The 23,777-nt window shown below is 67.6% G+C and carries 23 protein-coding genes; 17 read left to right on the top strand and 6 right to left on the bottom strand.

Translation table 11 applies throughout. From position 1 onward, the window contains the following. Positions 1-52: 52 nt before the first annotated feature. The 14 genes from CV023_RS14715 (at position 53) to ccsB (ending at position 14,328) form a co-directional block, all read left to right on the top strand. Positions 53-1,249, top strand: a complete 1,197-nt coding sequence (locus tag CV023_RS14715; RefSeq protein WP_230746991.1) for an acetoin utilization protein AcuC — start codon at positions 53-55, stop codon at positions 1,247-1,249. A 133-nt stretch (positions 1,250-1,382) separates the two neighbouring features. Then, positions 1,383-1,481: a 30S ribosomal protein bS22 gene (locus CV023_RS14710; RefSeq protein ID WP_009882927.1), complete on the top strand. Its 99-nt coding sequence runs from the start codon at positions 1,383-1,385 to the stop codon at positions 1,479-1,481. A 74-nt stretch (positions 1,482-1,555) separates the two neighbouring features. Then, a complete protein-coding gene (locus CV023_RS14705; RefSeq protein WP_230746989.1) occupies positions 1,556-1,801 on the top strand; it encodes a glutaredoxin family protein in 246 nt (81 codons plus the stop codon). Positions 1,802-1,828: 27 nt separating this feature from the next. Next, positions 1,829-2,524: a redox-sensing transcriptional repressor Rex gene (locus tag CV023_RS14700; protein ID WP_230746988.1), complete on the top strand. Its 696-nt coding sequence runs from the start codon at positions 1,829-1,831 to the stop codon at positions 2,522-2,524. Continuing rightward, complete coding sequence (gene hemA / locus CV023_RS14695) at positions 2,521-4,998, top strand: glutamyl-tRNA reductase (RefSeq protein WP_230746986.1); 2,478 nt, start codon at positions 2,521-2,523, stop codon at positions 4,996-4,998. The genes CV023_RS14700 and hemA overlap by 4 nt, the downstream gene beginning before the upstream one ends. After that, a complete protein-coding gene (locus tag CV023_RS14690; protein WP_230746975.1) occupies positions 4,995-6,614 on the top strand; it encodes a uroporphyrinogen-III synthase in 1,620 nt (539 codons plus the stop codon). The genes hemA and CV023_RS14690 overlap by 4 nt, the downstream gene beginning before the upstream one ends. A 1-nt stretch (position 6,615) precedes the next feature. Next, a complete protein-coding gene (hemB, locus tag CV023_RS14685; protein WP_230746969.1) occupies positions 6,616-7,608 on the top strand; it encodes a porphobilinogen synthase in 993 nt (330 codons plus the stop codon). Further along, a complete protein-coding gene (locus tag CV023_RS14680) occupies positions 7,605-8,090 on the top strand; it encodes a MarR family winged helix-turn-helix transcriptional regulator (RefSeq protein ID WP_230746967.1) in 486 nt (161 codons plus the stop codon). The genes hemB and CV023_RS14680 overlap by 4 nt, the downstream gene beginning before the upstream one ends. A 47-nt stretch (positions 8,091-8,137) precedes the next feature. Further along, positions 8,138-9,475, top strand: a complete 1,338-nt coding sequence (gene hemL, locus CV023_RS14675) for a glutamate-1-semialdehyde 2,1-aminomutase (protein ID WP_230746963.1) — start codon at positions 8,138-8,140, stop codon at positions 9,473-9,475. Beyond that, a complete protein-coding gene (locus CV023_RS14670) occupies positions 9,472-10,113 on the top strand; it encodes a histidine phosphatase family protein (RefSeq protein ID WP_230746962.1) in 642 nt (213 codons plus the stop codon). Before hemL ends, CV023_RS14670 begins: the two co-directional genes overlap by 4 nt. Then, entirely contained in the window at positions 10,110-10,706 is a 597-nt protein-coding gene (locus CV023_RS14665; RefSeq protein WP_230746961.1) for a TlpA family protein disulfide reductase, read from the top strand. The genes CV023_RS14670 and CV023_RS14665 overlap by 4 nt, the downstream gene beginning before the upstream one ends. After that, the gene (locus CV023_RS14660; RefSeq protein ID WP_230746959.1) at positions 10,703-11,467 is read left to right on the top strand and encodes a cytochrome c biogenesis CcdA family protein; all 765 of its coding nucleotides are present in this window, start codon (positions 10,703-10,705) and stop codon (positions 11,465-11,467) included. The genes CV023_RS14665 and CV023_RS14660 overlap by 4 nt, the downstream gene beginning before the upstream one ends. Then, positions 11,467-13,170: a cytochrome c biogenesis protein ResB gene (gene resB / locus CV023_RS14655; RefSeq protein ID WP_230746957.1), complete on the top strand. Its 1,704-nt coding sequence runs from the start codon at positions 11,467-11,469 to the stop codon at positions 13,168-13,170. Before CV023_RS14660 ends, resB begins: the two co-directional genes overlap by 1 nt. A 138-nt stretch (positions 13,171-13,308) precedes the next feature. After that, positions 13,309-14,328, top strand: a complete 1,020-nt coding sequence (gene ccsB / locus CV023_RS14650; RefSeq protein WP_230746956.1) for a c-type cytochrome biogenesis protein CcsB — start codon at positions 13,309-13,311, stop codon at positions 14,326-14,328. 226 nt (positions 14,329-14,554) lie between these two features. Here ccsB and CV023_RS14645 read toward each other — a convergent pair whose 3' ends face one another. Further along, positions 14,555-14,995 carry a PLD nuclease N-terminal domain-containing protein gene (locus tag CV023_RS14645; RefSeq protein ID WP_230746954.1) on the bottom strand — a complete coding sequence of 147 codons (441 nt, stop codon included), beginning with the start codon at positions 14,993-14,995 and terminating at the stop codon, positions 14,555-14,557. An 84-nt stretch (positions 14,996-15,079) separates the two neighbouring features. On the opposite strand from CV023_RS14645, the gene CV023_RS14640 reads away from it, so the two are divergent. Further along, positions 15,080-15,352, top strand: a complete 273-nt coding sequence (locus tag CV023_RS14640; protein ID WP_230746952.1) for a DUF4229 domain-containing protein — start codon at positions 15,080-15,082, stop codon at positions 15,350-15,352. On the opposite strand, the gene CV023_RS14635 is transcribed toward CV023_RS14640, so the two are convergent. The 3 genes from CV023_RS14635 to CV023_RS14625 are packed head-to-tail and all read right to left on the bottom strand — an operon-like array spanning position 15,349 to position 18,513. Then, a complete protein-coding gene (locus tag CV023_RS14635; RefSeq protein ID WP_230746951.1) occupies positions 15,349-16,281 on the bottom strand; it encodes a 1,4-dihydroxy-2-naphthoate polyprenyltransferase in 933 nt (310 codons plus the stop codon). The two genes, CV023_RS14640 and CV023_RS14635, sit on opposite strands and share 4 nt — an antisense overlap. Before the next feature lie 52 nt (positions 16,282-16,333). Next, complete coding sequence (locus CV023_RS14630) at positions 16,334-17,578, bottom strand: AMP-binding protein (protein ID WP_230746949.1); 1,245 nt, start codon at positions 17,576-17,578, stop codon at positions 16,334-16,336. A 17-nt stretch (positions 17,579-17,595) separates the two neighbouring features. Next, positions 17,596-18,513: a 1,4-dihydroxy-2-naphthoyl-CoA synthase gene (locus CV023_RS14625; protein ID WP_230746947.1), complete on the bottom strand. Its 918-nt coding sequence runs from the start codon at positions 18,511-18,513 to the stop codon at positions 17,596-17,598. A gap of 84 nt (positions 18,514-18,597) precedes the next feature. On the opposite strand from CV023_RS14625, the gene CV023_RS14620 reads away from it, so the two are divergent. Next, the gene (locus tag CV023_RS14620) at positions 18,598-19,677 is read left to right on the top strand and encodes an o-succinylbenzoate synthase (protein ID WP_230746946.1); all 1,080 of its coding nucleotides are present in this window, start codon (positions 18,598-18,600) and stop codon (positions 19,675-19,677) included. Positions 19,678-19,702: 25 nt separating this feature from the next. Here CV023_RS14620 and CV023_RS14615 read toward each other — a convergent pair whose 3' ends face one another. After that, a complete protein-coding gene (locus CV023_RS14615) occupies positions 19,703-20,413 on the bottom strand; it encodes a hypothetical protein (protein ID WP_230746945.1) in 711 nt (236 codons plus the stop codon). 15 nt (positions 20,414-20,428) lie between these two features. Continuing rightward, a complete protein-coding gene (locus tag CV023_RS14610; protein ID WP_230746942.1) occupies positions 20,429-21,979 on the bottom strand; it encodes an alpha/beta hydrolase in 1,551 nt (516 codons plus the stop codon). 59 nt (positions 21,980-22,038) lie between these two features. Between CV023_RS14610 and CV023_RS14605 the strand changes: the two genes are divergently transcribed. After that, positions 22,039-23,760, top strand: coding sequence for a thiamine pyrophosphate-binding protein (locus tag CV023_RS14605; protein WP_230746941.1), 1,722 nt, complete (start codon positions 22,039-22,041; stop codon positions 23,758-23,760). The last annotated feature ends 17 nt before the right edge of the window (positions 23,761-23,777 follow it).

The following is a 23,777-nucleotide window of genomic DNA, read 5'->3' as shown; positions in this document are numbered from 1 at the left end:
CTCCGCGGACGGGAATCGGCGCAAGTGAACTGCGCCATATAGCATGGAGCGCATGGCCGATAGCGATGTGTATGTCGTCTGGGACGATGCGGTGACCGGATACAACTTCGGTCCCAGCCACCCCATGCACCCCCTCAGGCTCGACCTGACCGCCAAGCTGGCGATGGACTTCGGGCTCTTCGACGCCGCCAACGTCCACGTGAACACCGTCGGCGAGATCGACGAGGACAAGCTCGCCCGCCTCCACGACGCCGCCTTCATCTCCGCGGTGAAGCAGGCCGGCACCGCAGCGGGTCTGAGTGACGAGGATGCCCAGCGGTACGGGATCGGCACCGAGGACGTCCCCGGATTTGAGAACATGCACACCGCCTCGGCGATGCTGTTCCAAGGCTCCGTCGATGCCGCACAGGCGATCATCTCCGGTGACTTCGCCCACGCCGTGAACTTCACCGGCGGTATGCACCATGCGATGCCGGACAAGGCCAGCGGGTTCTGCGTCTACAACGACGCGGCCGGAGCGATCCACGAATTCCTCGACGCAGGCTTTGAACGCATCGCCTACATCGACATCGACGCCCACCACGGGGACGGCGTCGAGACCTTTTTCTGGGACGACCCCCGGGTGCTGACGATCTCGATCCACGAGTCCGGCAAATTCCTCTTCCCCGGCTCCGGCTTCGCCGCAGACATCGGCGGACTCCGGGCGGCCGCCTCGGCGGCGAACATCGCCCTGCCCCCGCGCACCGGAGACGCCGACTGGCTGCGTGCCTTCGACGCCACCGTCCCGGCCATCATCGACGGCTTCGCCCCGGACGTCATCGTCTCCCAGCACGGCTGCGACGGGCACCGCTCGGACCCGCTGACGCACATGCGACTGAGCGTGGACGCGATGCGGGTGGCCGCGGAGATGATCCGCTCACTGGCCGAGACCCACGCCGAGGGCCGCTGGCTCTCCGTCGGGGGAGGGGGCTATTCGATCATCGACGTCGTGCCCCGGGCCTGGACGAATCTCCTGGCGATCTCCGCGGGACTCGACATCGATCCGGCCGCGCGGATCCCCGGCCGCTGGGCCCACTACGCACAGACGAAGACCGGTCGCGAGGCTCCGCTGTCGATGACCGACGGCTATGCGGGGGAGTTCACGGCTTGGACGAACGGCTTCGACCCCGAATCCGAGCTCGACCGGGCGGTGATGGGAACCCGGAAGAACCTCTTCCCCTTCTTCGGACTCGACCCGTACTTCGACTGACGAGATCCCCGCCCTGCTGTGGATCGCGACACAGTTTTGGGAATGCGGGCGGCCAAGCGATAGAATTGCACGGTTAGTTCAAAGGGTGGGCACCTGATGTTCACCTCCACCGACAAGCACAAGGGGTACCCGCGTGGGCTCAGTCATCAAGAAGCGCCGCAAGCGTATGTCGAAGAAGAAGCACCGTAAGCAGCTTCGCAAGACACGTCACCAGCGTCGCAACAAGAAGTAAGGCCGAGTCACGGTCCTACGCCCCCGCTCGAATTCATTTCGGCGGGGTTTGTTGCACCCGATGAGGAGCAGACCATGGTCGAGCTGACCTTCCTCACCCGCGTCGACTGCCATCTGTGCCAGAGTGCACGTGAGACCATCGCCGAGGTGGTCGGAGGCAGAGACGTGAGCGTGCGCGAGGTCGATATCGACACCGACGACGACCTGGCCGGACAGTACGGCTGGGACGTCCCGGTGGTCCTCCTCGACGGGCGGCAGCACAGCTTCCATCGGGTCGAGAAGAACCGGCTGACCAGGGCGCTCGACGCTCTGGGAGCATGAGATCGAATGAAGGAGTGACACGGATTCGTGGGCGAGATTCTGTCCGCCAACAGGATTGAGGGTGTCGTTCGCAAGGACGTACCCGAACGCGTGATCTCCCGACTCCCGATCTACCTGCAGGCGATCGAGACGATCGGTGCCACTGGTCGGACCACCGTGTCCTCGGATGAACTCGCCGCGCATAGCGGGGTGTCGCCGTCGATCCTGCGCAAGGACCTGTCACAGCTGGGCCGTTCGGGCCGTCGCGGGGTCGGCTACTCGTGTGAGGACCTGACGTCCACGCTGCGGACGTTCCTCGGACTCGACCGCTCCCGGAGCGTGGCCATCATCGGCGCCGGACGCCTCGGTTCGGCCCTGGCCGACTATGCCGGATTCCGACGCCGCGGCCTCGAACTCATCGCGATCTTCGACATCGACGAGGAGAAGATCGGAACCGCGATCGGCGGGATCACGATCTCCCGCCTCGACGAGCTTGCGACCTGGCCCGAACACATCGACCTCGTGGTCATGGCCGCGCCCGCCTCCGCCGCTCCGGCGGCAGCCCGCACCGCCGCCGCCGCGGGAGTCGGCGGCATCCTCAACTTCGCACCCACCGTGCTCGACGCCCCGGACACCGTCCGCGTGCATCAGGTCGATCTGGCCAGTGAGCTGCAAGTACTCGCATACTATTCGGCGCTTGATTCGGCACCGCTCAATCCAGGTTTTGAGGAGCACAGGCATTGACTCTCTTGGTTCTCGGCATTTCGCACCAGTCGGCGCCGATCGACATGCTCGATGCGCTGGCCTTCCGCGCCGGCGAGGTCTCCGAGCTGCGCAGCGACGCGATCGCCGGTGAGAACGTGGACGGACTCGCCGTCCTCTCCACGTGCAACCGCCTCGAACTCATCGCCGACGTCACCGCCTTCCACGGCGGGCTCGCCGACCTCGGCAATGCGCTGGTGTCCTCGATCGACAAGGAATGGTCGGACATCGCCGGGCACTTCTATGCCCACTACGACACCCAGGCCATGCAGCACCTGCTCAAGGTCGCCTGCGGGCTCGACTCGATGGCCATCGGCGAGGCCCAGATCCTCGGCCAGCTGCGCTCGACCTTCACCGACTCGCTGTCGGCCGGAGCACTGACTTCCGGTCTCTCCCACGCCCTCCAGCAGGCCCTGCGGGTGGGCAAGCGTGCGCACTCGGAGACCGGCCTCGACGAGGTCGCCCGTTCTCTCTTCAGCGCCGCCCTCGAAGCCTCCGCCGCCCACATCGGCTCCCTGCGCGCAGCGAACGCGCTGGTCATCGGGGCCGGCGCGATGTCTGGGCTCGTCGTCTCGGGTCTGTACAAAGAAGGCGTCAGCCGAATCACCGTGCTCAACCGGACCCTTGAGAAGGCGGAGCGCCTCGTCGCCGAAGTGGGCGGACGAGCCCGCGAACTGACACCGCGGATCATGGCCGAGGAGATCGCCGACGCCGACCTCATCGTCTCCTGCACCGGCGCCCGCGCCGTGGTCGTCGGCCGTGACGACATCGTCGCCGGTCTCGCCCAGAACCCCAAGGGCGCGGCGAACAAGGCCTTCGTCGACCTCGCCCTGCCCCACGACATCGACCCCAGCGTCCGCGAATTCGAGCACGTCGCCCTGTTCGGCCTCGGCGAGATCCGGACCATGCTGACCAGCTCCGACAAGCAGCGTGACGCCCAAGTCGTCGAAACCGTGGAATCCGTGCGTCGGATCATCGACGAGGAGCTCGCGAAGATCGAGACCGGAGCCAAGGAGCGCGCCGTGGCACCGACCGTGACCGCCCTGCGCTCCCACGCCAAGGACGTGCTCGCAGCCGAAACCGCCCGGCTGGAGAAGAAGCTGGGCGAAAGCATCGACGCGAAGTCCTTCGCGGAGGTCCGCAAATCCCTGCACCGGGTCGCGGAGAAGCTCATCCACACCCCGACCGTCAAGGTCAAGGAACTGGCCGTGAGCGAGACCGACGTGGACTACGCGCAGGCCCTCATGCAGCTCTTCGACCTGCCCACGAACAAGGTCGCCCACGCGATCACGAAACCCGAGACGAAGGTCGCGACCGCCTCGAGCCCGAACCACATCGAGGCCGACGGGATCCGTCCCGTGGCCGATCACACCCTCGACGTCGTCGAACCCGAGAACTTCTCCGGCCGGACCATCCGACTCGGCACCCGCCGCTCCCAGCTCGCCCGCTCCCAGTCCACGGCGATCGCCCATCAGCTCGCCGCCCTGACCGGCTGGCGAGTCGAGATCGTCGAGGTCGTCACCGAAGGCGATGTCAATATGTCGCCCCTGGCCGGCTTCGGCGGCACCGGCGTCTTCGTCTCCGCCGTCCGGCAGGCCCTGCACCAGGGCAAGATCGACATCGCCGTGCACTCGCTCAAGGACCTGCCCACCACCCCCGAGGCGGGCATCCAGATGGCCGCGATCCCACCCCGGGTCGACCCCGCCGACGTCCTCATCGGCCGTGACGGGCTCAGCCTGTCCCAACTGCCCGCCGGCTCCGTGATCGGCACCGGCTCGCCCCGACGTGCCGTGCAGCTGCGTGCCGCCCGCCCCGACATCGAGGTCCGCGGGGTCCGCGGCAACGTCGACACCCGCATCGCCCACGTCCGCGACGGCCGCCTCGACGCGGTGGTCCTCGCCGCCGCCGGAGTCCGCCGCATCGGACGACTGGCCGAGGCCACCGACTCCCTCGACTTCACCACCATGTTGCCTGCGCCGGGCCAGGGTGCCCTGGCCGTGGAGACCCGGGGTGCCGACAGCCCCTACGCCGTGGACACCGACGCCATGGCCGCCGACGTCGAGGTCCGGGCCGCTCTGCGCCGCCTCCACGATGTCACCACCGACCTGGCGGTGACCTGCGAACGGGCCATCCTGTCCCGCGCCGAGGCCGGATGCTCGGCCCCCATCGGAGCCCTGGCCACGATCGACGGTCGGGAATTCGTCGTCGACGCCGTCATGGCCGATGACGACGGAAAGCTCGCGCGCACCCGCCAGCGTGCCGAACTGCCGATCGTGCCCGATGTCGACTGGTCCTCCGAGTCCGAGACCGCGGTCTCGATCGCCGGGAAGGAACTCGCCCGCATCGCCGACGAGCTGGGTATCGCCGCCGCCGAGGACCTGCTGGGTCAGCTCGGCATCGACCCCGCCGCCTCGGCGGACCACCTCACCCCCGTCAAGGCCCAGGAGCAGGTATGACGAGCGACGCCGGAGCGAATTCGAGCCAGACGGGACAGGTGCAGCCGCGCCGGCTGCTGCCCGAGGCACCGCGCGTCGTCTTCATCGGCAGCGGGCCCGGCGAAGCCGGACTGATGACCATGCGCGGGGCCGACATCCTCGCCGATGCCGAACTCGTCGTCTACGACACCGATGTGCATTCGGAGATCGTCACCGCCTACGTCCCCCAGGCCGCCGAACTCATCGAGGCCTCCTCCCTCGGCGCCACGGCCTCGACCCGCGGGCGCAAGCTCGCCGAGCTCGCCCGCCCCGACAAGACCGTGGTCCGGCTGAGCAACGACGACGGCATCATCTTCACCACGACCACCGCCGAGGCTGTCGTGTGCCGCAAGGCCGAGGTCGAGGTCGAGATCGTCCCGGGTGTGGGCCTGTCCGCGTCGACCGCGGCCTTCACCGGCACCGCGCTGACGACGAACCGGGTCCGCTCAGTCCGCTTCATCGAAGCCGGACCGCAGACCCACGTCGATGTCTCCCGCCACCGCAACACCACACACGTCCTCACGGGTTCCGCCGCCGGACACGAGCAGGCCATCCGCGCCCTGCTCGACGACGGCTGGGACGAGGAGACGACGGTGCTGCTGGGCTGGGACGTCTCCACGACCGAGCAGACGAGCATCGAAACCACCCTCCGCCAGGCCCTGACGATGGTCCACAGCGGTTCGGACCGTATGGTGGTCATCATGGGACAAGGTGTGGATTCGCGGGACGAACTCGGCTGGTTCGAGTCCAAGCCGCTCTTCGGCTGGCAGGTCCTCATCCCGCGGACCAAGGAACAGGGCACCTCCACCGCCGAGGCGCTCGGAGAGTTGGGTGCCGTCGGCACCGTCGTGCCGACGATCGCCGTCCAGCCCCCGCGGACCCCGACGCAGATGGAGAAGGCCATCCGCGGGCTCGTCGACGGCTCCTACGAATGGGTGGGATTCACCTCGGTCAACGCTGTGCGGGCCGTGCGGATGTGGTTCGAGGACTTCGGGCTCGACTCCCGTGCCCTCGCCGGGGTCAAGGTCGCAGCGGTCGGCGGGCGCACCGCCGCCGCGCTCACGGACTGGGGCATCACCCCCGACCTCGTGCCCGAGGGCGAACACTCGGCCCGAGGCCTTGCCGCCTCTTGGCCCGAGCACGTCGAAGACCTCGATCCGATGAACACGGTGCTGCTGCCGCGCGCCGACATCGCCACCGAAGTGCTCGTGTCCGGACTGCTCGAGAAGGGCTGGGACCCCGACGACGTCACCGCCTATCGCACCGTCCGGGCCTCTCCGCCGCCGGCACCGATCCGCGAGGCCATCAAGGCCGGCGACTTCGACGCCTTCCTCTTCACTTCCTCCTCGACGGTGCGCAACCTCGTCGGCATCGCCGGCAAACCGGCGCCGAGCTCGGTGATCTGCTGCATCGGCCCGGCCACGGCCAACACCGCAGCCGAGCACGGACTGCGCGTCGACGTGCTGGCCGAGGAAGCCAACCTCACCTCACTCATCGACGGACTCGTCGACTATGCACTCGCGAAGCGGCAGGAGGACCTGGCCGCCGGGACGACCCCGAGCCGGCCCAGTCAGACACGCCGCAGAAAGAAGGCCTGAGATGTCCCTGGTACCCGGAACCGTCCGCCCCCGCCGCCTGCGCACCACCCCGGCCCTGCGCCGCCTCGTCTCCGAGGTCAGGCTGCACCCCGCCGAGCTGATCCTGCCGATGTTCGTCAAAGAGGGACTGAACGAGCCCGTGACGCTGGGCGGGATGCCCGGCGTCATGCAGCACACGCTGGAGAGTCTGCTCGAGGCCGCCCGTGAGGCCGTGGACGCCGGGGTCGGGGGCCTCATGCTCTTCGGCATCCCCGAGCACAAGGACGAGATCGGATCCCAGGCCGATGCCCCCGATGGCATCCTCAACCGCGCTCTGGGCCTTCTGGCCGAGCACCTCGGCGAGGACACCGTGGTCATGGCCGACCTCTGCCTCGACGAATTTACCTCCCACGGACACTGCGGAGTCCTCGACTCCGCCGGCGGTGTCGACAACGACGCCACCCTGTCCCGCTACGCCGCGATGGCCGTGGCCCAAGCTCGCGCCGGTGCCCAGGTCCTCGGACTCTCGGGGATGATGGACGGCCAGGTCGCGGTCTGCCGCGAAGCCCTCGACGAGGCCGGATTCTCCGACACCGTGATCATGGGCTACACCGCGAAATACGCCTCGGCCTTCTACGGTCCCTTCCGGGAGGCCGTGGACTCCGAACTCCAGGGCGACCGCAAGACCTACCAGCAGGATCCCGCGAATGGACGCGAGGCGATGCGCGAACTCAGCCTCGACCTCGCCGAAGGCGCCGATGTGGTCATGGTCAAGCCCGGACTGCCCTACCTCGATGTCCTCGCCGAGGTCGCCCGCGAGTCGCTCGTGCCGGTCTGGACCTACCAGGTGTCGGGGGAGTACGCGATGATCGAATTCGCGGCCGCCGCCGGCGCCATCGACCGCGAACGGGCGATCGAGGAATCACTCATCGCCTTCAAACGTGCCGGCGCCGACGCGATTCTGACCTACTGGGCGACCGAGGTCGCCCAGGGCCTGAACGGACCGAAGCCATGAGCGAGACCCGCTGGCTGAGCACCGTCGACCAGAAGTCCTGGAGGAGCTTCCTCACCGGACACCAGCTGCTCACCGCGCAGCTGGACAAGGAGATCCGCGAGGAGCACGGCATCGGCATGCCCGAGTACGAGATCCTTGTGCGGCTGAGCGAACACGAGGACCGGACGATGCGGATGGCGCTGCTGGCCAGCGACACGACGATGTCGCGGTCGCGGCTGACCCACAGTGTGGCCAGGATGGAGAAGAAGGGCCTGCTGGAGCGCTTCGCGATCCCCGAGGACGGACGCGGCGTGAACTGCCGGATGACCGAGGCCGGATGGGAGCTGCTCACCGCAGCCGCCCCGACCCACGTCACCGGAGTCCGCGAGCACCTCGTCGATCTGCTCGATCCCGAGGAGATGGCCGTTCTGGGGCGGATCTTCACCAAGGTCACCGCGCACATGCGCGATATCGACGCCGACCCGAGCCACCCCTGCGACTGACCCCGTCCAGCCCGACCCTGACCCCGGCGAGACAATCAGGAGAACCCATGACAGCACAGACAGCGAACTCGGCGGCCCTGTTCACCCGGGCCGAACACGTCATCCCCGGCGGAGTGAACTCCCCGGTGAGGGCCTTCAAAGCCGTCGGCGGCACCCCGCGCTTCATCACCTCGGCGACCGGGGCCTGGCTGCGCGATGCCGACGGCAACGACTACATCGACCTCATCGGCTCCTGGGGGCCGATGATCATGGGCCACTCCCGCCCCGAGGTGCTCGCCGCCGTCCAGGAGGCCGCCGTCAAGGGCTTCTCCTTCGGCACACCCTCGACCGGTGAGGTCGAACTCGCCGAGGAGATCGTCGCCCGCGTCGACCCCGTCGACCAGGTGCGCCTGGTCTCCTCGGGCACCGAGGCGACGATGTCGGCCATCCGTCTGGCCAGGGGATACACCGGCCGGTCCAAGGTCGTGAAGTTCGCCGGCTGCTACCACGGACACGTCGACTCCCTGCTCGCCCAGGCCGGATCCGGCCTGGCGACCTTCTCCCTGCCTGACACCCCCGGAGTGACCGGAGCCCAGGCGCAGGACACGATCGTCGTCGACTACAACGATGCCGCCGGACTCGAGGCCGTCTTCGCCGAACACGGAGCGGACATCGCCTGTGTGATCACCGAGGCCAGCCCCGGCAACATGGGCGTCGTGCCGCCGCGCGAGGGCTTCACGAACACCATCCGAAAGCTGACGAAGGCGCACGGCGCGCTGATGATCAGCGACGAGGTGATGACCGGGTTCCGCGTCTCCGCCGCAGGCTGGTACGGCTTCGAAGCGGAGTCGCTGGGGTACCCGGAGGGTCCGGCCGACCTGTTCACCTTCGGCAAGGTGATGGGCGGCGGCTTCCCCGCGGCGGCCTTCGGCGGTCGCGCCGATGTCATGGCCCACCTCGCTCCCTCCGGTCCCGTCTACCAGGCGGGAACCCTATCCGGGAACCCCGTGGCCACGGCGGCCGGACTGACGACGCTGAAGCTCACGACCGAACTCGACGTCTACAGCCACATCGCCCGCGCCGCGGACATCCTGCGCCCCGCGGTCGCAGCGAGCCTCGAGGCCGAAGGCGTCGCCCACGTCATCCAGTCGGCGAATTCGATGTTCTCGGTCTTCTTTACCGACCGTGAGGTCGTCGACTACACCGACGCACGCTCGCAGAACGTCGCACGCTACTCGGCGTTCTTCAATGCGATGCTCGACGCCGGCATCCACATGCCGCCGAGCGCCTTCGAGGCCTGGTTCCTCTCCTACGCCCACACCGATGAGATCCTCGAGCGGATCATCGCCGCCCTGCCCGCCGCCGCCAAGGCCGCGGCCGCAGTGCCGGACGAGGCCACGGCATGACGGTCATCCACCTGGTCCGCCACGGCGAGGTCGACAACCCGGAGGGCATCCTCTACGGTCGGCTGCCGAACTTCGGGCTGACCGAACGCGGACACGAGATGGCCCGCCGGGTCGGTGACCACTTCGCCGCTGCCTCGACCCGCCCCGCATTGCTCGTGGCCTCACCGCTGCTGCGTGCCCAACAGACGATCGCGCCGCTGCACGAGAAGCTGGGTCTGCCGGTACACACCGACGACCGGGTCATCGAGGCCGCGAACTCCTTCGAGGGGCAGAAGCTGGGCCCCCGCAGGCTCGCCGAACCGCGCAACCTCGTGCGCCTGTACAACCCGCTGACTCCGTCCTGGGGTGAGCCGTACAAGCAGATCGTGCTGCGCATGCAGGCGGCCATGGCCAGCCTGCGGGCGAAGCTGGCCGGGTACGGGCCCGAAGCCGAAGGCGTCATCGTCTCTCACCAGCTGCCGATCTGGATGTCGCGTCTGGCGGGGGAGTCCCGTTCGCTCGTCCACGACCCGCGGAAGCGGGAGTGTGACCTGGCTTCTATCACGAGTTTCACATTCGATTCGGCCACACTTGTATCCGTGAGTTACGAGAGCATCTGTGCAGATCTGCAGCCCGGTCAAGCGGTGGCAGGAGCATGAGTGGAGGGCCCAATCCGCTCAACCGACGCGCTCTGCTGACGGGACTGATCGCGGGCACCGCCGTGGTGCTCAACGCCTGCAGCGAGAACGATGAGCTGGCCGATCAGGCCGGATCCGACCAGGGCTACGTCTCCGGTTCCGGAGTCGTCTCCCAGGTCGCGGTCAAGGATCGCGGTGAGCCGCTGGAACTCGAGTTCGAGACCCTCGACGGCACGTCGATGTCCCTGGCCGAGCTCCGCCCCACCCCCGTGGTCATCAACCTCTGGTACGCGGCCTGCCCGCCCTGCCGGAAGGAAGCTCCGGACCTGAAATCCGTGTCCGAGGGATTCGGTGACAAGGTGCAGTTCATCGGCGTCAACGTCCGCGACCAGGAAGCCGCGGCGAATGCGTTCATCTCCAACTACCAGGTGCCCTACGCGAACATGCTCGACACCGACGGTGACATGGTCGCCCTGCTCTCGGGCGTGCTTCCTCCGCAGGCCACGCCGTCGACCGTGGTCCTCGACGCCGAAGGGCGGGCCGCGGCCCGGGTCGTCGGCGAGGTGGACGCCTCGACGCTGAAGGGACTCATCGAGGACGTGCAGGCCGAGTGAGTGGGATCGGGGCGGACTTCGCCCAGACGGTTCTCACCGGCCCGCTGCTCCTCGCCGCGGGCGCGGCCGCCCTTGCGGGTGTGGTGTCCTTCGTCTCGCCCTGCGTGCTGCCGCTCGTCCCCGGCTACGTCGGCTATGTCACCGGACTCTCCGGCTCCTCGCTCAAGGACAAGCAGACGTGGAAGGTCGTCGTCGGCATCGCCCTCTTCGTCCTCGGCTTCACCGTCGTCTACGTGGCCCTGGGTACCGGATTCTCGGCCCTGGGTGCGGTGTTCTCCCAGTGGCAGGGAGTGCTCATCCGCATCCTCGGCGCCGTCGTCATCATCGCCGGCTTCGTGTTCATGGGCGGCTTCGGCCTGCTGCAGAGAGAGCACCGGATCCAGGCCAGACCCAAGGCCGGACTCTGGGGTGCCCCCGTCCTCGGTGCCACCTTCGCCCTCGGCTGGGCTCCCTGCGTGGGACCGACCCTGTCCGCGGTGTTGGCGATGTCCGTCGGCTTCGGCGGCGACGGCTCGATCTGGCGCGGGACGCTGCTGGCCTTCGTCTACTGCCTGGGACTCGGCATTCCCTTCATCCTCCTGGCCATCGCGATCCACAAGGGCGCGGGCCGCCTGACCTGGGTGCGCAGGCACCAGACGACGATCGTGCGGGTCGGTGGCATCCTGCTCATCGTCCTCGGCCTGGTCATGGTCAGCGGACTCTGGAACCTGTGGATGACGAACCTGCAGGGACTGATCTATGGATTCGAAGTGGTGATCTAGTGACGGAGCGAACCAAACCGTCGAACGGGAAGAAGAAGTCCGCCGAGGCGAAGGCCGCGAAGGCGAAGTCAGGCGCCGCGAAGACGAACGTGACTCAGCCGCAGCTCGGATTCATCGGCATGTGCCGGTGGGCGTGGCGACAGCTGACGACGATGCGTGTGGCACTCATCCTCCTGCTCATCCTCGCCCTCGCCGCGATTCCCGGCTCCCTGCTGCCGCAGCGGATCCAGGACCCGGGCCGAGTCAACACCTTCCTCGAGAACAACGGGGCCTGGGGCGAGTTCCTCGACACCATCCAGATGTTCGATGTGTACTCATCGATCTGGTTCTCCGCGATCTACCTGCTCCTGATGATCTCGCTCATCGGCTGTGTCATCCCGCGCTCCGCCCAGCATTGGAAGGCGATGCGCTCGGCACCTCCCAAGGCGCCGAGGCGGTTGGGGCGGATGCCCGGATACGTGGCGTTCACCTCGGCGAGGGATGAGGACGGGTCCGGGGACCGGGCCGCGGCCGACGAAGCCTTCCTCGACACCGCGCAGGCGCGGCTGAAGAAGCTCGGCTACCGCACTTCGCGTCATTCCGACCACATCGCCGCCGAACGCGGGTACCTGCGTGAGACCGGCAACCTCGTGTTCCACATCGCCCTGCTCGTGGCCACGCTGACCATGGCGATCGGGTCTCTGTTCGGCTACCAGGGCCAGCGCATCCTCGTCGAAGGCGACACCTTCACGAACTCGCTCGTCGCCTACGATTCCTTCGAACCGGGCTCCTACTACGATGCCGACAATCTGCCCGACTTCCGGCTCAAGCTCGACAGCTTCACCTCGACCTTCGACGACCGCGCGGCGGGCAATCAGTTCGGTCAGCCGCGGACGTTCGATGCGAAGGTCACCGCGACCGCCGACGGGAAGTCCGAATCGCATGTCCTGCGCGTCAACGAACCCGTCCGCGTCGGCAGCACCGGGGTGTACCTGACCGGCAACGGCTACGCCCCGGAGATCACGGTCCGCGATGCCAAGGGCGATATCGTCCAGTCCGGTCCGCAGGTGTTCATCCCCGACGGCGGAGACCCGGGCTACACCTCGGAGGGCGTCATCAAGGTCCCCGATGCCGCCGGCACGCAGATGGGCTTCGTGGGAGTCTTCCTGCCCACGGCCACGCAGAACGAGGACGGCGAGCTGGTTTCGAGCTTCGCCGAGCTGCGCAACCCCTACCTCGTGATGAGCGGGTACACCGGCGACCTCGGCCTCGACAACGGCACCCCGCAGTCCGTGTACTCCCTCGACGCGGAGAACATGACGGAGATGACCGACGCCTCGGGCAATCCGCTGCTCATCCAACTGTCCGAGGGCGACACGCAGAAGCTGCCCAACGGCGGTTCCGTGACCTTCGACGGGGTCAAGAAGTACATCGCCGTCGACATCTCCCAGGACCCCACGCAGGGTCTCATGCTCGCCAGTGCGATCTTCGTCCTCCTCGGACTCGGACTCTCCCTGTTCATTCCGCGGCGGCGCATGTGGGTGCGGATCAAGGACGGCGCCGTCGAGGTGGCGGCACTGGCCCGCGGTGAGGATCCGATGGTCGAACGTGCGGCCACGGACCTGGCCGCGGACCTCCGCGATGACGATGACGACCCGGATGACGCGGAGGGCCGAGACGCCCCGAAGAGCCCGACCGATTCCCGCGGCCGGAGCAAAAGATGAGCTATCACCACTACGCGGAGTAGAATTGCCGCGGAGTGCGGTTGTCGGCCATCGCGACACGGCGACCGCCGACGCGGCAGACCGAGAATGCAGCAACCGAACGACGCAATGGAAGAGCACCCGTGGTGCGGAGGATGAATGGACGTCAACACTGACCTCGCAATGTGGTCGAACCAGCTGATCATCTCGGCGATGATCGTCTATGCGGTCGCCATGATCTTCTTTGCCTTCGACCTCTTCGGCGGCCGAGAGCTCAAGACCACACAGGACAAGGTGGCCGCGACCGCCAAGGTCTCGACGGTGCGCCGGACGAATCGGAAGACCGCCACCACGGCCGTCCTCGATCCGCCGGAGACCGAGGACGACGAGGCGGCCCCGAGCACATCGAGCTCCACGAGCCGGGCCAAACGTCGCCGGGGAGCCCGGATCGGCACCTCCCTGCTCGTGCTTGCGTTCCTCCTCCACGCCGCCGCGGTGATCACTCGCGCCCTGTCCGTGATGCGGGTGCCGTGGGGCAACATGATGGAGTATGTGCTCACCGCCACCGCGATCACCGTGCTCGTCTACCTCACCGTCAACATCAAGAAGGACGTCCGCTACCTCGGCACCTTCGTCTCCGGGGGAGTGCTCCTGTGCCTGGGACTGGCGATCACGGTCTTCTACACCCCGGCGGCCAAGCTCATCCCCGCCCTCGATTCGTACTGGATCGCCATCCACGTGCCGATCGCGATCCTCTCCACCGCGCTGCTCTACATCTCAGCGATCCTCGCGGTGTTCCAGATCCTGAAAAGCGTGCATGAGACGAAGGACCCGAAGTGGCTGCGGTTCATGCACCGTCTGCCATCGAGCGTCGACCTCGAGCGGATCTCCTACACGATCGCCGCGGTCGGCTTCATCACCTGGACCTTCACCCTCATCGCCGGCGCCATCTGGGCCGAGGTGGCCTGGAGCCGCTACTGGGGTTGGGATTCGAAGGAGATCTGGACCTTCGTCGTCTGGGTCATCTACGCCGCCTACCTCCATGCCCGTGCGACGCGCGGCTGGGGTCCGACGAAGGTGGCGGTGCTCAACCTCATCGGCATCGCCGCGGTGATCTTCAACTTCACCGTCGTCAACGTCTACTTCAACGGACTGCACTCGTACTCAGGCCTCGACTGAGCCGACGGCCGTAGGGCCGACCGGCCCTTCGGCGGAGGATGCCACTCTCATCCACGCTCACCCGCCTGGTCGGGACTCTGCCTCTGCTCGGCGGCAGGCCATTGCGCGAGGGACTGGCGTGAAGAGATGCAACAAGCCCGGATCGGCTGATTGCCGATCCGGGCTTGTTTCTGTTCGGAACTGTCTCCGAAGCGTCTCGGAAGTGTCGGTTCGAGCGGGACTGCGCTCAGTTCGAGTGGCCGCGGCCCTCGCCCTTCGAGCCGTGCTCGTCGGTGTTGGAGTCACGCTCACCGGTATCGCCCGAGGCGTCGTCGGCGTCCGTGACCGGCGGCTCAGGGGATGAGGGCTTCGTGTCCTCGGACTTGGGCGGCTCGGGGGCGTGCTTGCCGAGTTTGACGTCGCGATCGACCTTGCGCAGGTAGTCCTCATCGTCGTCAGGAGCGGTCGGTCCGCGGCGGCGCGGCGCCTGGGAGGGCTTGTCCTCCGAACCGCGTCCGAAGATGTACCACAGGACGAACCCGAGGACGGGGAGGACGAGGATGATGATCGCCCACACGGGTTTGGGCAGGACTCGGACCAGACCCCGATCGCGCAACAGGCAATCGAAGAGTCCGTACAGTGTCACCGCTGCCGCCAGGACGATCGCGGCAATGAGTAGTCGTGCCATGATCCAAGGATAGTCCACGAACCTGAACACCCACTCAGGCGGGCGGTGACGAAACGGTCACGAGAACGGACTAAAATGGTGCCAATGCGAAACTTCTGGATCTATACGCTCGCCCGCCTGGGCATCATCGTCGCCGTCGGATTGGTGCTGCAGCCCTTCCTCGGGTTCAACCTCGTCATGGCCGTGGCGGCCATTCTCATCGGGGCCCTGCTCAGCTACCTGTTCCTCGGCAGGATGCGCACCAAGGTCGCCGAGGAGATCGAAGAACGCGTGGCGAAGCGGGCGAACCGGCCCAAGAAGAAGGGCGTCGACGAATCCGTCGAGGACCACATCGTCGACGAGAACGAAGACCGCTAAAGCGCCAGTCCGAGCCCCATCAGTCCCGCGAAGCACAGGGCAGTCAGGCCCGTGGACTTGATCGGCGGGATCAGACCGGGGCCCGTCGTGCCCCGCAGCACCGTCTTCAGCGGGTTCAAGGCGAGCACGAGCGCGAGGATCGCCAGCGCCACCGTAGGATGTCCGTCGAGGATGGCCAGAGCCAGCAGGGCGAAGGGAAGCAGCACGAGCACGGCGTAGGCGATGCGCGCCCGATTGTCCCCGAGACGCACCGCCATTGTGATCTTGCCCGCGTCGAGATCGGTGGGGATGTCGCGGAGGTTGTTGACCATGAGGACCGCCGAGGCCAGCGATCCGATGGCCACGGCACCGGCCCAGCCGCTGAGGGTGAGCTCGCCGACCTGCATCCACATCGTGCCCAGAGTGGCGACGAGGCCGAAGAAGATGAAGACGAAGACCTCGCCGAGGCCCATGTACCCGTAGGGGCGCTTTCCGCCCGTGTAGAACCAGGCGGCGGCCACGGCGGCAGCCCCGACGAAGAGGAACCACCAGGCCTGGGCGATGAGCACGAGTGCGACCCCGACGACTCCGGCGAGGCCGAAGAAGCCGAAGGCTGCGCGTTTGACCGCGGCCGGTTCCGCCAGTCCCGTTGCGGTCAGCCGGACGGGGCCGACGCGGACGTCATCGGTGCCGCGGACGCCGTCGGAGTAGTCGTTGGCGAAGTTCGAGCCGATCTGCAGGCAGAGGGAGACGATCAGCGCCAGCACTGCGCGGAACAGGATCTGCGGCATTGACAGGTGTGAGGCATTATCGCTGAAGTCATCGATGATGAATGCGGTGAAGCCGCCGAGCGAGCCGATCGCGGCTCCGGTTCCGATGAGAACGGGGGCGACTGCCAGTGGCAGGGTCCGTAAGCGTGCACCGGAGATCCACTGCGCGGCAGTTGCCATGGGTGGGATACCTTCCTCACGAATGTCGGAACCGTCTCATTTTACCGATAGTTCACTTCATAGGGTATTCGGCGTCCGGCCCCTCGAGACGCAGCGCCAGATCTGCCGCGGCTCGTCGGTCGGGTTTGCCGATCGAGCGGTTGGGGATCTGCTCGACGACGAAGACCTCGGTGGGCAGCAGGCCGCCCATTCCGTGGTCGAGGCCGGTGAGGAGACGGGCGAGCCCACGTGGGGAATCGAGCGTCTCCTCCACCGCGGAGTCGACGTCGTCGCCGAGTCGGACGAGGCCGACGATCCGCTTCCCCCACTCCTCGTCGGGCACCCAGGTCACGAGCACCTCGGCGATGCCGTGCTTCTGCCAGCTCGGCAGCAGCCCGGTCTCGAGGGCATGCGGCGAGACGTTCTCACCCCCGGAGATGATGATGTCATCGGCACGGCCGAGGACCGTGAGCACACCGGCATCGAGGCGTCCGAGATCGCTCGTGCGGATCATCCTCCTGCCCTGTCCGTCGCGCGTCAGCGTCGTGCTGGGCAGCGCGGTAATGGTGCCGTCGTCGCCGATGTCGACGTAGGTCTCGGCGACGACATCGCCGTGCAGGTCGATCGTGCCCGCCTCGGAGATGGTGACGGCGACCCCGTCGAAGGGGATGCCGTCATAGACGCAGCCGCCCGCGGTTTCGCTCATCCCGTAGGTGCGCACGATGGACAGTCCGCGCTCGTCCGCCCGGTCGAGCAGCGCCGGTGAGATCGATGAACCGCCGAGCAGGATCGCCTCACAGCGGGCGGCCGCGGCGCTGGCCTGCTCGTTCTCGAGCACGCGGTGCAGCTGAGTGGGCACAAGGGAGGTGTAGGCGGGACGCTCCCCGGCGCCGGTGAGGAGGTCCTCGATTTCGGCGGCGAAGGAATCGCCGGTGAACCTCGCCGAGGTGGTCCGCACCGGTGCGCGTCCGGCCAGCCGGGCCCGCAGCTCCACCTGGAAGCCCGCGATGTGGTTGACCGGCAGACACAGGTGCCACACGCCGGGACCGGCGAGGAATCGCTCGGTTGCCCACGCCGAGGTGGTCAGGGCCTCGGCGGACAGGGCCACGCCTTTGGCTGCGCCCGTCGATCCGGAGGTGAAGAGGATGAGGGCCGGAGCCGGACCGGAACCTGCCCAGGAACCCGGCTCCACCTCGGCGATGGCACCGTCCCGAGTGCGGGGCAGGACGAGGATCGAATCACCGTTCAGGGCCCGGTCGATGGCCTCGGGAAGCTCGGACGGGGTCAGCTCGGTGGCCTGCATGGCGGGGGAGTCCACGGTTCGCCTCGGCGCGCTCAGTAGTACCAGGGGTAGGGGGCCCAGTCGGGGTCGCGCTTCTCGAGGAAGGCGTCTCGGCCCTCGACGGCTTCGTCGGTCATGTAACCCAGACGGGTGGCCTCACCGGCGAAGACCTGCTGGCCCATGAGTCCGTCGTCGACGAGGTTGAACGCGAACTTGAGCATCCGCTGCGCGTTCGGGGACTTGCCGAGGATCTCACGGGCCATGGTCAGCGCCGCGGTCTCGAGTTCGGCGTGGTCGACGACCTCGTTGACAGCCCCCATCTCGGCCATGTCCTGGGCCGAATAGGTCCGGCCGAGGAAGAAGATCTCGCGGGCCTTCTTCTGCCCGACGAGCTTCGCGAGGTAGGCGGAGCCGTAGCCGGCGTCGTAGGAGCCGACATCGGCGTCGGTCTGCTTGAACTTCGCATGCTGGGCCGAGGCGATGGTCATATCGCACACGACGTGGAGGCTGTGCCCGCCGCCGGCGGCCCAGCCGGGGACGACGGCGATGACGATCTTGGGCATGGTGCGGATGAGGCGCTGGACCTCGAGGATGTGCAGGCGTCCGGCCCGGGCGGGGTCGACCGTTTCGCGGGTCTCTCCCTCGGCGTACTGGTAGCCGGAGCGTCCGCGGATGCGCTGGTCGCCGCCGGAGCAGAAGGCCCAGCCGCCGTCCTTCGGGCTCGGTCCGTTGCCGGTCAGCAGGACCGCACCGACGTCCGAGGTCTGCCGAGCGTGGTCGAGGGCCCGATAGAGTTCGTCGACCGTGTGCGGGCGGAAGGCGTTGCGGACCTCGGGGCGGTCGAAGGCGATGCGCACGCAGCCGAGGTCGCTTCCGTCGGGGTTGACGGCGCGGTGGTAGGTGATGTCGGTGAAGTCGAAGCCGGAGACTTCGCGCCATTGGGAAGGGTCGAAGATGTCAGAAACCGTCATGGTCCCCAGCCTATCGCCTGTGCGGCGGTGGGGTGAGGCGGCGTCGGGGTCCGGGCGCTGCGGCCCAGGCGATAGGCTGGCCGCATGATTGCCAGTGAGAGCGGGGTGCACGGTTCCGCAGGTCTCGACTCGGTGGGTGACCTCGTCGACCGGATGCATGTGCTGCGGCTGCCGATGGTCACGCGTTTCCGCGGGATCACCGAGCGGGAGATCGTCGTGTTCGAAGGTCCTGCCGGATGGGCGGAGTTCTCTCCGTTCCTCGAATACGGCACCGCCGAGGCCTCGCGGTGGCTGCGGGCGGCCCTCGAGTTCGCAGGTCTCGGCGCCAGTGCGCCCCTGAGTCCTGCCGCGCCAAGCGCACCTGCGCGGTCCGTCGCCGTCAATGCGACTCTGCCGGCCTGTGCTCCCGGCGAAGTCGAGCCGATCCTCGCCCGCTATGGCCGGGTCGGCACCGTCAAGGCGAAGGTCGCCGAGCACGGGATCGACTCCCTGCCTGCGGATCGCGAGAGGCTGCAGGAATTCCGCCGGCTGTTTCCTGACACGACGCTGCGCCTCGATGCGAACGCCGGATACTCCCGCACCGATGCTCTGCGTGCCTGCAATGAGTTCGCGGGCCTCGGCCTCCAATACTTCGAACAGCCGGTCGCCGCTGTCGAGGAGCTGGCGCGACTGCGTGAGGACCTCGATGCGCGCGGTCTGCCGATCGTGCTCGCCGCCGACGAGTCGATCCGGAAGGCCGAGGATCCGATGCGCGTGGCTGAACTCGGTGCTGCCGAGGTGATCATAGTCAAGGTCCAGCCCCTCGGCGGAGTGGCGGCCGCGCGGTCCATCATCGAGGCATGCGGCCTGCCGGCAGTGGTCTCCTCCGCGCTCGAGTCCTCGGTCGGTCTGGCCGCCGGGGCCGAGCTGGCCGCCCAGCTTCCTCACACCGCACGCAGTCGGGAGATCCTCGGGGCGAGCCCGGCCTGCGGGCTGGGCACGGTGCGGCTCTTCGGCGCAGATGTCGTCGCCGATGACGCGGGGATGCGACCGGTCGACGGAGAGATACCCGTGACGCGAATCGTCCCGGACCCTGACCGCCTGCAGGAGCTGGCGGTGGATCCGGGACGATTCGAGTGGTGGGCCGACCGAGTGCGGCAGTGCTGGGCCTATCTGCGCAGCTGAGAGGCCGTCACGCTGAGACGCTGACTCAGCCCGCGTTCTGGACGGCTTCGACGAAGGTCTCGGCGGTCTTGCCGACCGTCGCCTCGTCGATGTCGGCGATGTTGGCGGCGGCGACGATGTTGTTTCCGACGCGGGCGTTGATCGAGCTCGTATTCAGCACCGTCTGACCACCGGCATCGATCGTGGCCTTGACTCCGACGGTTTCGTCGGCGCCGGCGACGCTGGCGTCGAAGGGCTCGAACTTCATCGTCATCTCAATGCCCTGGGTCTTGATGGTGACATCGTTGCATTCTTCGGTGACCTTGCTCGAGTTCTGCAGCTGCGATTCGGCGGCACCTTCGTCGGCGAAGCTGCTCAGACCGACCGAGAGCGTGCTGTCCGAGGAGGCACCGGCGACCGTGGTGCCCTTGCTGGCCTGCGAGGCGTTGAGCGCGGCCATGGTCAGGTCTTTGCATTCGGCCGGTTCGAATTCGGCGTTCTCCATGGCTTTGAGTGCTTCGCTTCCCGAGGAAGAGCCGGTGTCGATGGACTTGAAGGTCTGCCCGTCGGCATCGGTGGACTCGAGGATCTCCTTGAGCTTCGCCTCGTCGAGCTGAGTCACCTGTGACTCCTCGGCCGCTGCCGCCTGCGAAGGATCGTTGCCGCCCTCGTCCTGAGTCTGTCCCTCACCGCCTCCGGTGCAGCCTGCCAGGGACAGTCCGGCGATGAGAGCGATGGCTGGGAGTATGCGTTTCATGGTTGACCTCTCGAGTCAGCGTTCCGAAGGAGATTGCGCGGCCGCGGAAGTGCGACCGGTATAACCATATGCGGAGCTCTGACCGGTTTCGTCGTCGACGTGTGCCGGATCCGACACATCGGCCTGCGAGTCGGCCTGCGAGTCGCGCGAGACGATCGTGGTCGAGTCCTCCGGCGCCGAGGCGATCCGCACGGTGATGATCTCCTCCTGTCCCAGCGTGGTGAAGTGCTGGGTGCGCTTTCCCGGGATGATCGGGTCGTGCATGGCCGCGGCCAGCCGTCCGGTGAAGGTCAGACGTCCCTTCTTGTCCGCGCGCTGCTGGTAGGCGTTGTCCCCGGTCGGACCCGAGACCGAGATGTCGTAGCGTCCGTTCGGGGTGTAGAGGCCGGGCGTGCGAACCCGGAAGCTGCCGGTGCCGCTGAGCGAGAAGCCGGCCGCGCTGACCTCGCCGAAGCGCACGATCTGTGCCCGGCGGCGTGAGATCTCGACCCGCCACCCGTGGATGTCGAAGAGAGCGTGCCCGGTGAGGAAGGAGAACTCCCCACCGTCGGCGACCTCTCGGCGCGGTCGAGTCCGACGGTTCGAATCTCCATAGTCGCGACGGCGCTCGAGCGTCTTCAGCCATGCGCCGAGCTCACGCTCCCAACTCGTCCAGTTGTGCAGCCCGCTGGTGCGCGGGAACCAGGAGTGGCGGATGCCCAAGGCGTTGAGGCGCGCGGAGAAGCGCTCGCCCTGACTGTTGATCATCGACTCGAGCAGGTCCCGGTCCTTCGACTCTTCGAGGCTGCCCGAGCCGGCGCTGAACCACAGGTCGAGCCCGCGGAGGTTCTCGGCGAGACCGTAGGGCGAGTTGGCGATCCATTCGCTGCGGTCGGAGGTGGGGTCGCCGAAGATCGTCATCGACTTCGCGCCCTCGCGCATGGCGATGATGTCGAAGGCCGGGACGGCGGAGAGCGGATCGAGCGGAGAGGAGAACGCCGCGGCACCGCTGTAGCGGTCGGGATGCCAGGCCGCATACTTCATCGCCCCATAGCCGCCCATCGACAGGCCGGCCAGCAGCTGGCTCTCCGGTGCGAAGCCGACGGAATAGGTCTTGCGCAGGAAGTCGGGGATCTCGACGTTGTGGAAGCGCGGCCAGTCATGGACCTCGCTGCCGACGGCCAACCGCGAATAGATTCCGGCGCCGCCGTCGGGCATGACGATGAGATAGGGGGAGTTGAGGGTGAGCTCCTCCGCGGCACCGAAGTCGGTCCATGACCGGAAGTCGTCGCCGCCCCCATGGTAGAGGTGGATGACGGGGCTGACCTCGGCAGGGATGCCGGGCAGGAGCACCCTGACACCGACGGTGCGGCCGAGGGCGGGGGAGTAGATGAAGAACTCCCGCAAGCGGGGTGAGAGCTTGCGCTTGTCTCGGATATGCCACTTGCGGGCATCCTTGCCCCGGGGTTCGGGGCCGAGGAATGAGCTGTTCTGGTCGAGGGTGGGGAAGCGTCCGCGGTGGGAGCGGGCGGCGGTCAGCGAACGGATGGCACGCGCTCCAACCGCAATGAGGATCGATCGGCGCATGGGTCGAGCGTAGTCGGCCAATGTGAACCGCAGGTGGGTTAGTGGTTGAATATCAGGTGATGTCGAATTCGAGCGCAGTGGCGCAGCAGATTGCCCGGGCCCTGGTCGCCTCTTCGGTCACGGACGTCGTCATTGCGCCCGGTTCCAGGTCGGCGCCCTTGATCTATGCGCTCGCTCCACTCGCCGAGGCGGGGCTGATCCGCACGCATGTGCGCATCGATGAGCGCGATGCCGGGTTCCTGGCGCTGGGTCTGGCGCGCGGGCTGCGCGCGGCTCGGGGTCGCGAAGCGGGCGCTGCCTCTGAGTCGGGGTCGAATGCGTCGGGAGCCGTCGCCATCATCACGACCTCGGGTTCGGCCGTGGCGAACCTCCATCCGGCGATCCTCGAGGCCTCGTACGGGCGCCTGCCTCTCATTGCGATCACCGCCGATCGCCCCGCCAGGCTACGGGGGACCGGGGCGAATCAGACGATAGACGACCAGTCGCGGGTGCTCAGCGATGTGCGGGCTCGCTTCGACGTGCCTGCCCTCGGCGGCAGTGATTCCCTCGGTGGCGGCAAATACGGCAAAGTGGGCGACGTTGAAACCTGGCTCGCCGAGGCGGTCGGCCGGGCCGTGGGCGAGATCGGCGGAGTCGGCCAGAGAGCATCCGGTCCGGTCCAGTTCAATGTGCAGTTCGACGTGCCATTGGTGCCCAGCGAAGAGGAGCTGGGTGCCTGGAAGTGCGAAATCGAGGGCTTGCGGCACGAGTCCGGCGGCGAGCCGGACACTGGTGCAGAGCCGGCGCCCACTCACCGCTTGCGCATCACCGAGGCCACCGTCATCGCCGGCGGTGACGCGGGCGGTCACCCGGCCGATTCTCTGCGGCAGCTCGCGGAAGCGCACAGCCTGCCGGTGCTTGCCGAGCCCTCGAGCCCCCTGAGCTTCGACACGAGAGGCTCGCGGACGTTCGTGCCCGCCCATGCCGAGGTGCTCAGCCAGCGAGCCGAGCTGCGCGCGGCCGTCGACACCGTCATCGTCCACGGCAAACCGACCCTGACTCGTCCCGTTGCCGCGCTGTTGGCCGACGAGGGGGTGCAGATCCAGCGCCTGCCCGATGACGTCGATGCCCTCAGGCTCGAGGTGAAGACGGAAGCGCCCTCGAGCGCAGGCGCGGACGCAATCGACGGAGCACCGGCACGTCCTGATCGAGCCCAGTGGTGCCGGAAGTGGACCGAGGCGGGGCAGGAGCTCGTCGCGCGATCGACAGAACCTGCCTCGCGTGCCCGCGCCATCACCGAACGTCTCGCCGCTTCGCCGATCACCCTGTTCGTCGCGAGTTCGAACTCGGTCCGCTACCTCAGCAAGGTCACCGAGGTTCGCGCGCACATCCACGCCTCGCGTGGTCTCGCCGGCATCGACGGACTGGTGTCGACGGCGACGGGACTCTCGCTCGGACTCGGCGACCATGTCGTCCTCCTCATCGGCGACGTGGCGATGCTCCACGACGTCGGGGGGCTGCTCACCCCGAGCAGCGAAGAGGTCGGAGACGTCACCATCGTCATCCTCAACGATGACGGCGGTGCGATCTTCTCCGGCCTCGAACACTCCCAAGGCCACGTCGAGCAGTACCTCGAACGCTATTTCACCGTGCCGCACGGGCGCCGATTCGATGCGCTCGCCGCCGCCTTCGGCTGGGACTACGCAAAGGCCGATGACGCCGATGCCGTCATGAAAGAGATCGAGAGACCGAAAGACGGCGGTCCGGTGCGCCGGATCATCGAGGTCGCCATCGGCGAGTGATCGAGGGCGGCGGCGAC

It is taken from the genome of Brevibacterium sp. CCUG 69071 (assembly GCF_021023135.1).
GTDB lineage: Bacteria > Actinomycetota > Actinomycetes > Actinomycetales > Brevibacteriaceae > Brevibacterium.
The sequence above is the reverse complement of the archived record's forward strand: the minus strand, read 5'-3'. Positions and strand labels throughout refer to the sequence as shown.